Origin of the sequence: Xenorhabdus sp. SGI240 (assembly GCF_040081915.1) — a bacterium.
Classification (GTDB): Bacteria; Pseudomonadota; Gammaproteobacteria; order Enterobacterales; family Enterobacteriaceae; genus Xenorhabdus; species Xenorhabdus bakwenae.
Genome location: NZ_JBEBMB010000069.1, coordinates 42,560 through 49,450 on the forward strand (window position 1 = coordinate 42,560; position 6,891 = coordinate 49,450).

At 41.2% G+C, this 6,891-nt stretch carries 7 protein-coding genes and 1 other annotated feature; of the genes, 2 read left to right on the top strand and 5 right to left on the bottom strand.

Features of this window, described 5'->3' with window-relative positions; all coding sequences use genetic code 11:
* Positions 1-900, bottom strand: a complete 900-nt coding sequence (gene hisG, locus ABLA76_RS14340) for an ATP phosphoribosyltransferase (RefSeq protein ID WP_348988431.1) — start codon at positions 898-900, stop codon at positions 1-3.
* A gap of 51 nt (positions 901-951) precedes the next feature.
* Positions 952-1,072: a sequence feature (His leader region), on the bottom strand.
* Positions 1,048-1,095, bottom strand: coding sequence for a his operon leader peptide (gene hisL, locus ABLA76_RS14345; RefSeq protein WP_113967449.1), 48 nt, complete (start codon positions 1,093-1,095; stop codon positions 1,048-1,050). It overlaps the preceding feature by 25 nt.
* Positions 1,096-1,405: 310 nt before the next feature.
* Between hisL and ABLA76_RS14350 the strand changes: the two genes are divergently transcribed.
* The gene (locus ABLA76_RS14350) at positions 1,406-2,245 is read left to right on the top strand and encodes an SDR family oxidoreductase (protein ID WP_348988432.1); all 840 of its coding nucleotides are present in this window, start codon (positions 1,406-1,408) and stop codon (positions 2,243-2,245) included.
* A 19-nt stretch (positions 2,246-2,264) separates the two neighbouring features.
* Here the strand turns inward: ABLA76_RS14350 and ABLA76_RS14355 are convergent, their stop codons facing one another.
* Entirely contained in the window at positions 2,265-2,885 is a 621-nt protein-coding gene (locus tag ABLA76_RS14355; RefSeq protein WP_348988438.1) for a glutathione S-transferase, read from the bottom strand.
* A gap of 153 nt (positions 2,886-3,038) precedes the next feature.
* On the opposite strand from ABLA76_RS14355, the gene ABLA76_RS14360 reads away from it, so the two are divergent.
* Complete coding sequence (locus tag ABLA76_RS14360; RefSeq protein ID WP_348988433.1) at positions 3,039-4,247, top strand: serine hydrolase; 1,209 nt, start codon at positions 3,039-3,041, stop codon at positions 4,245-4,247.
* An 81-nt stretch (positions 4,248-4,328) separates the two neighbouring features.
* Here ABLA76_RS14360 and ABLA76_RS14365 read toward each other — a convergent pair whose 3' ends face one another.
* Positions 4,329-5,636 carry an HAAAP family serine/threonine permease gene (locus tag ABLA76_RS14365; RefSeq protein WP_348988434.1) on the bottom strand — a complete coding sequence of 436 codons (1,308 nt, stop codon included), beginning with the start codon at positions 5,634-5,636 and terminating at the stop codon, positions 4,329-4,331.
* 827 nt (positions 5,637-6,463) lie between these two features.
* Positions 6,464-6,829 carry an ISAs1 family transposase gene (locus ABLA76_RS14370; RefSeq protein ID WP_348988439.1) on the bottom strand — a complete coding sequence of 122 codons (366 nt, stop codon included), beginning with the start codon at positions 6,827-6,829 and terminating at the stop codon, positions 6,464-6,466.
* Positions 6,830-6,891 lie beyond the last annotated feature (62 nt).

A 6,891-nucleotide genomic window follows, 5' to 3' on the forward strand; every position in this document is an offset into this window, starting at 1 on the left:
TTACTCCATCATTTTTTCAATGGGCAAAACCAGAATAGAGCTGGCACCTAATGCCTTGAGTTTTTCCATCGTTTCCCAGAACAGAGTTTCACTACTGACCATATGCATGGCTACGCGATTTTGTGCCCCTGCCAGCGGCAAGATAGTGGGACGTTCTGCGCCTGGTAGCAGGGATATAATCTCTTCCAATTTGTCGTTGGGAGCATGCAGCATGATGTATTTGGATTCTCGTGCCTGAATGACGCCTTGGATGCGGAGCATCAATTTGTCAATAAGCTGTTGTTTGGTTTCTGCTATCTCGCCATCACGTTGAATCAAACAGGCTTTTGACCGATAAATAACCTCAACTTCCCGCAAACCATTGGCTTCCAACGTGGCACCTGTGGAGACTAAATCACAGATAGCGTCTGCAAGCCCGGCACGGGGGGCAACTTCGACTGAACCATTGAGAAGACAAGATTTGAAGAGAATGCCTTTTTGGTCTAAATAACGTTTCAATAAGTGCGGGTAAGAGGTGGCGATACGGGCATTTTGCAGGCATTCCACATTGGTATAATCGCAATCAAAAGGCATTGCCAGGGAAAGCCGACAATCGCCAAAATCGAGTCGGCGCAATATGAGATAGCGAGGATCTTCTCCTTGTGCCTGGCGGGTCAGTAGCTCTTCTTCAAGCACGTTTTCCCCAATAATGCCCAGATCGACAACCCCATCCATCACAAGGCCCGGAATATCATCATCACGGACACGCAGAATGTCGATAGGCATATTTTCAGCGAACGCGATGAGGCGTTGTTGCTGTAAGTTAATTTTGATACCGCAACTTGCCAGTAATGTTCTGGAGTCATCACTCAGGCGGCCTGATTTTTGAATGGCTATACGTAAACGTGTTTTATCTAGCATGTTTTGTCCTATCTCAAGATTCAGTCAGTAATTAATTCCTAACAATCAGAAACAAAAAACCCCCGGAAAATCTTCCGAGGGTTTTTATCGTATTCGTACCACCGGAAGACGGGTTAAATGTCTTCCAGCACACAGCAGCCTGAAAGACTAGTCAGGATGATGATGGTGGTGATGGTTAAATTGAATACGGTTCATATATACGCGTTCTCTATTTTTTCTACAAAGTTGTTTTTTATAAAAAGTTTTATACAAAAATATGCTGTACTGAATAATGGCTGTACGTAACGTTATGTTTGTGACTAGGGATTGGTTGCTTGTTGTTTAACCTATACGATTTTGTGTATAAAAAGCAAACTTTATTTTAAAGAGGATATCCATTTATTAATAACGTATTGTTTTTAAAGTAAAATATGTTTGGTTGCTATTAAACAAATATATGAGTAATGTTAGCCGTGGTTATATAATGGCCTAAGAATCAAAATGGCATTGCTTTTGGGAGGATGGGGTGAGAAAAGTTTCCATTATTGGATTAGGGTGGTTAGGAATGCCATTGGCACAAGCACTCCAAAGCGGAGGAATACAGGTAGTTGGTAGTAAAACAACACCAGATGGTGTTGAAGCGGCTTGTATGTGTGGCGTAGATTGTTACCAGCTCAATTTAGAGCCTCAGATTGTTTGCGATGCGGATGATCTTGATCAACTGATGTCTGTTGATGTACTGGTTTTGACATTGCCTGTTAGTGGTGTTGCTGGTGGGGGGAAGGGGTATGTAAAAGCAGTACAACTGGTTGTTGATACTGCGCTTTCGTATTCGGTTCCACGAATTATTTTCACCAGTTCTACTTCAGTTTATGGTTCATCGGTTGGTTATCTCAATGAGGATGAGTCCGTGTCCCCCGAAACTGAATCAGCCAAGGCACTGGTTGAGCTGGAAAACTGGCTGCATCAACTGCCCAATACATCGGTCGATATCTTACGTTTGGCCGGATTGGTCGGGAATGGGCGCCATGCTGGGCGTTTTCTCGCGGGAAAGAAGGCACTCAGCGGAGGAGAAAGTGCGGTCAATTTGGTACATCAAGATGATGCTATTTCTGCCATTAAGCTGCTTATTCAACGATCGGAAGGTGGGCATCTTCTTAATTTGTGTGCACCAATACACCCGAAAAGAGCTGAATTTTATCAATCAGCCAGTCGCCAGCTCGATCTGATACCGCCAGAGTTTTTACAGTCAGAAAGTGCAGAAATCGAAAGTAAGATAGAGAAAATCGTTGATGGTAGCCGCATCTGTCGGGAACTAGGGTTTGAATATCAGTTTCCAGATCCCGGCAGGATGCCAATGAGTTAATGAACTAACAAGTAAAATCTCAATTTATTTCTATCATAACAATCTTTCTGAAAGCGGGTCTTTCGGTCAGTAATTGATACCAGCGTTCTAAGTTTGGCAGGGATGGGCGCTCTATTTCTACGTTTAACCATAAGTAAGCCAGCGGAGCCAGAGAGATATCAGCCATACCAAATTTGTCGCCGGAAAGGTATTGTTGATTGCTGAGGGTGTCATCGACAATTTTTAGCCATTTTTCAATTTCAGCTACAGATTGGGCGATAATTTTAGGGTCACGTTGATCTGCCGGTGTTCTAATGAGGCTGATAACAAATTGTTTTATAGGCGCGAAGAGGTTGCAGCCTACCCAATCCATCCATTTTTCAACGCTGGCCCTTTCTTGGAGATCGGCGGGATAAAGGCTATCTTTACCAAATTTTGCAGCAATGTAACGAACAATTGCATTGGATTCCCATAAGATAAAATCGTCTTCTTGTAAACAAGGAATAACTGCATTGGGGTTCATACGCAGGTATTCAGGATCGTTGAGTTTGCCAAATTTGCCACCAACATCAATTTGCTGATACGGCACATTTAGCTCTTCCAGACACCAAAGCACTTTTTTCACATTTGATGAATTTTTACGGCCCCAAATTGTCAACATCATTTTCTCCTTAAGATCAGTACATTTTTCGATGATTGATAATATGACAATAAAACCTGTTGAATAACAGAAAAATCTTTACGTTATTGGGTTGGAGTCTTCTTTCATAACATCCTATATTAATAGAGTTTTAGCAGAGAAAAAGGGCGAGCGATGATGAAAAAAAGACAGCAGATACCGATAATTAAATCTTTTACTTTTGGCTTGGGTATTTTTTGGTTGGCGAATATCAGTGTATATGCAATGGAACAGCCCGCTACACCTGAAATTGATGCAAAAGCCTATGTGTTGATAGATTATTCCAGTGGAAAAATCCTGGCCTCAAATAACGCGGATGAGCGGTTAGATCCTGCCAGCTTGACGAAGATAATGACCAGCTATGTTGTAGGACAGGCGATCAAGTCAGGGAAAATTTCCACCGAAGATAGGGTAACGGTTGGTAAAGATGCCTGGGCTACAGGGAATCCAATACTTAAGGGTTCATCGCTAATGTTTTTGAAACCGGGTGACAGGGTGAAGGTGATTGATCTGAACCGCGGTGTTGTTATCCAATCCGGTAATGACGCCAGTATTGCACTTGCAGATTATGTTGCAGGCAGTCAGGATGCTTTCGTTGATTTGATGAATAAATACTCAGAAACACTAAAATTGACGAACACTCATTTCAAGACAGTGCATGGTCTGGATGCAGCAGGGCAGTATAGTACTGCCCATGATATGGCGCTTTTAAGTCAGGCCATGATCCGTGATGTGCCGGAAGAATACGCCCTGAATAAAGAAAAAGTGTTCACTTTTAACAGCATCCGTCAGCCTAATCGTAATCGTCTGTTGTGGAATGAAAAAATAAATGTGGATGGTATCAAAACCGGACACACCAGTGGCGCGGGCTATAATCTTGTTGCATCGGCAACTGAAGGGCCAATGCGTTTGATTTCAGTGGTATTGGGTGCGCCTAGTGATCGCGTACGTTTTTCTGATAGTGAAAAACTTTTGTCATGGGGATTTCGTTTTTATGAATCAGCGACACCGTTGAAGGCCAGTGATACTTTGGTAACGGAGAAAGTATGGTACGGGACTCGTCCAGAAGTCGCATTGGGAGTAGAAAAAGAGGCTTCCGTGATAGTTCCCCGTGGACAAGTAGGGAATTTGAAAGCGAGCTTTACTCTGGATAATACCTCGCTTGAGGCACCATTAGCTCAGAATCAAGTGGTGGGTACGGTGAACTTTTTACTGAATGATAAGATGATTGATCAGCGCCCACTGGTCGTTAAAGAAGCGGTGGAAGAAAGTGGTTTCTTTGGACGTATGTGGGATTTCGTTGTAAAAACGGTCAGCGGCTGGTTTCATTCGATCTTCGGGTAACATCTGGATGAAAAAATGCCAGTCATCAAAAGATCGACTGGCATTTGGCATTTTTTAGATGCTAGCAACGAAGAAAACTGATTACATGACTGAGTAAATTGCCGCTGAAATAGCAATTGAACCGGTCACAATAACAAAAATATTGCTTGGTTTACCTGCATATTTGCGCATAGCTGGAACTTTTTTGATTGCATACATTGGCATGATAAACAGGATCATCGCAATAACGGGTCCACCCAGTGACTCAATGATATTCAGGATGCTTGGGTTAAGTGTAGCGACGAGCCAGGCACTGAGCAGCATAAAGAGGCTAGTGATACGATTCAGCGTTTTATGCTGAATAGTCTTGCCACGTGTGTTAATCATTGCTTTGTTCACAATACCGTTAAAGCCTTCGCGGGCACCCAGATAGTGACCGAGGAAAGATTTGGTTATAGCAATAAATGCGATAAATGGCGCTATATACTCAATAGTTGGTACACGGAAGTGGTTAGCCAGGTAGGACAGAATAGTGATGTTCTGTGCTTTTGCTTCTGCCAAATTTTCTGGTGACAAACTCAGTACGCAACTGAAAACAAAGAACATGACTGTCAGCACCATCATGATATGAGCATAGGCCAGAATGCGTGAGCATTTTTTCTCTGCGTGCTCACCATATTCTTCACGTTTTGCAACTGCGAATGCTGAGATAATTGGGGAATGGTTAAAAGAGAAAACCATAACAGGGATTGCCAGCCACAGGGTAAGCAGCAGACCATTACTGCTTGTCGCAGACATGATACTATTCTGCGACAGGCTATCAAAAATGGTAGTGTTCCAGTGAGGGACTAAGTACAAGGCCAACAGCATCAAAACGGTGACGAATGGGAATACTAATATACTCATGGCCTTAACAATGGCTTTCTCACCGAAACGGATGATGCTCATCACACCCAGAAGCAATACTAATGCCAGCAATGCACGTGGTGGAGCATCTATCTGTAGTTGATGCACAAGAAAGCTTTCTACCGTATTGGTCAATGCAACACTGTACACGAGCAGAATAGGATAAATAGCAAAAAAATAGAGGACGGTGATCAGAAAGCCTGCAACTTTACCAAAATGTTCTTCTACCACGCCGGTGATATCATCACCACTGCTTTTACCAGATAAAACAAAACGGCACATTCCACGGTGTGCAAAAAATGTCATGGGAAGAGCAAGAATTGCCATGATAATGAGTGGAATTAAACCACCAATACCTGCATTGATGGGAAGAAACAAAACGCCGGCACCAATCGCTGTGCCATATAATCCCAGCATCCATACTGTATCTGATTTACGCCAGGTAGTGTGATTGCTTTTGCTGGACGCAGAGGATGCTATCGAACCTGCTTGAGATGAGTCCATAAGTATCTCCGAAATAACGCGGTAAAGTAAAATTTAAAAACTACTAAACCCGCACATTAATTAAATGTGCGAGTTGGATTTTTATATGAATAATAAGTTGTCAGATATTGCGTTGGTGTTTATCTAAACGTTTTTATTACTACATCCAAAAAACTTAACCCCAGACCTTTGGTAGGGGAAATATAGTTATTTTCAGTGAAATGTACCGTGATCACTCTCGCAATTGCAAGATTTATATAGAAAAGGAAAATTGTTAAAAATATTCACATAAATGTTGATTAAATATTAAGAAAAATAAAGTGCAAATTTTGTTAAAGAATATATCATTATTTTTATTTTAAATTCTAATATCTATCCAGTTTATTAATCAATTATATTAATATGTTAATGATATTTTCTTGCCTGGTGCTTGAATAACCTGAAATTGAATTAAAAATACCAATGTTCTTATCTTGATATATCTTCATTTGTAATTTTATTTATTGTAATAATATGATAAATAACAAAAAATTACCATCATTGCATATGGTGTCCATTTTTGAATGAAAATGTGTTTAGTATTGATTATGCCTTAATAAGCGTTTTAAGGATAATCCATTGTTGTGTGTGAAATTTGTTCTTTAACTCTGTGTTTATGAAACAATAGTAATCATTTTATAGTTATATATTGTTAAATATAACGAAGGATTTTGTTCTGATATTTAAAGCCACTATGAAAGGAGAATAAATGTTAAAAAATTTCTTGAACAAAATGATGCCACGCTTTTTTATGGATATCAGTTAAACCGGTCATATAGGGATATATGACCAGTGCAAACGGGTCTAAATTATACTGACGTAAAACCCACCGTGAGGACTTTCAGCATATAGCTATTATCCCAGCCTGCTTTCTGACGCTTGGTTTTCACACCCACCTTAACTGTTTTCTCATTTTTCAGTAGGTTAAGGGCTGTTTTATTCATTAATGCTATGTTTTCAGCGGCATGACCACTTCTCAGGCGTTGGCTGTCTTCACCAAAACTGACGTCCAACTGCCAGTGCAGCTTCGTTTCAATGTGCCAATGACTGCGTATTGCACACGCGATAAAGTCGGCCGACTTATCACGGTGACTGGTGATATAGTCACGTCTTTCATAACTCGCGGGTTTTCCCTGCTCTTCACGCCAAAAAAGAGTTTGATATCGTCGTGAAATTCGCCCTGGTTGCCTTTTAACGCCAGCACCTAATCGGCCTGGTTCTCGACAATCTGGTCAGC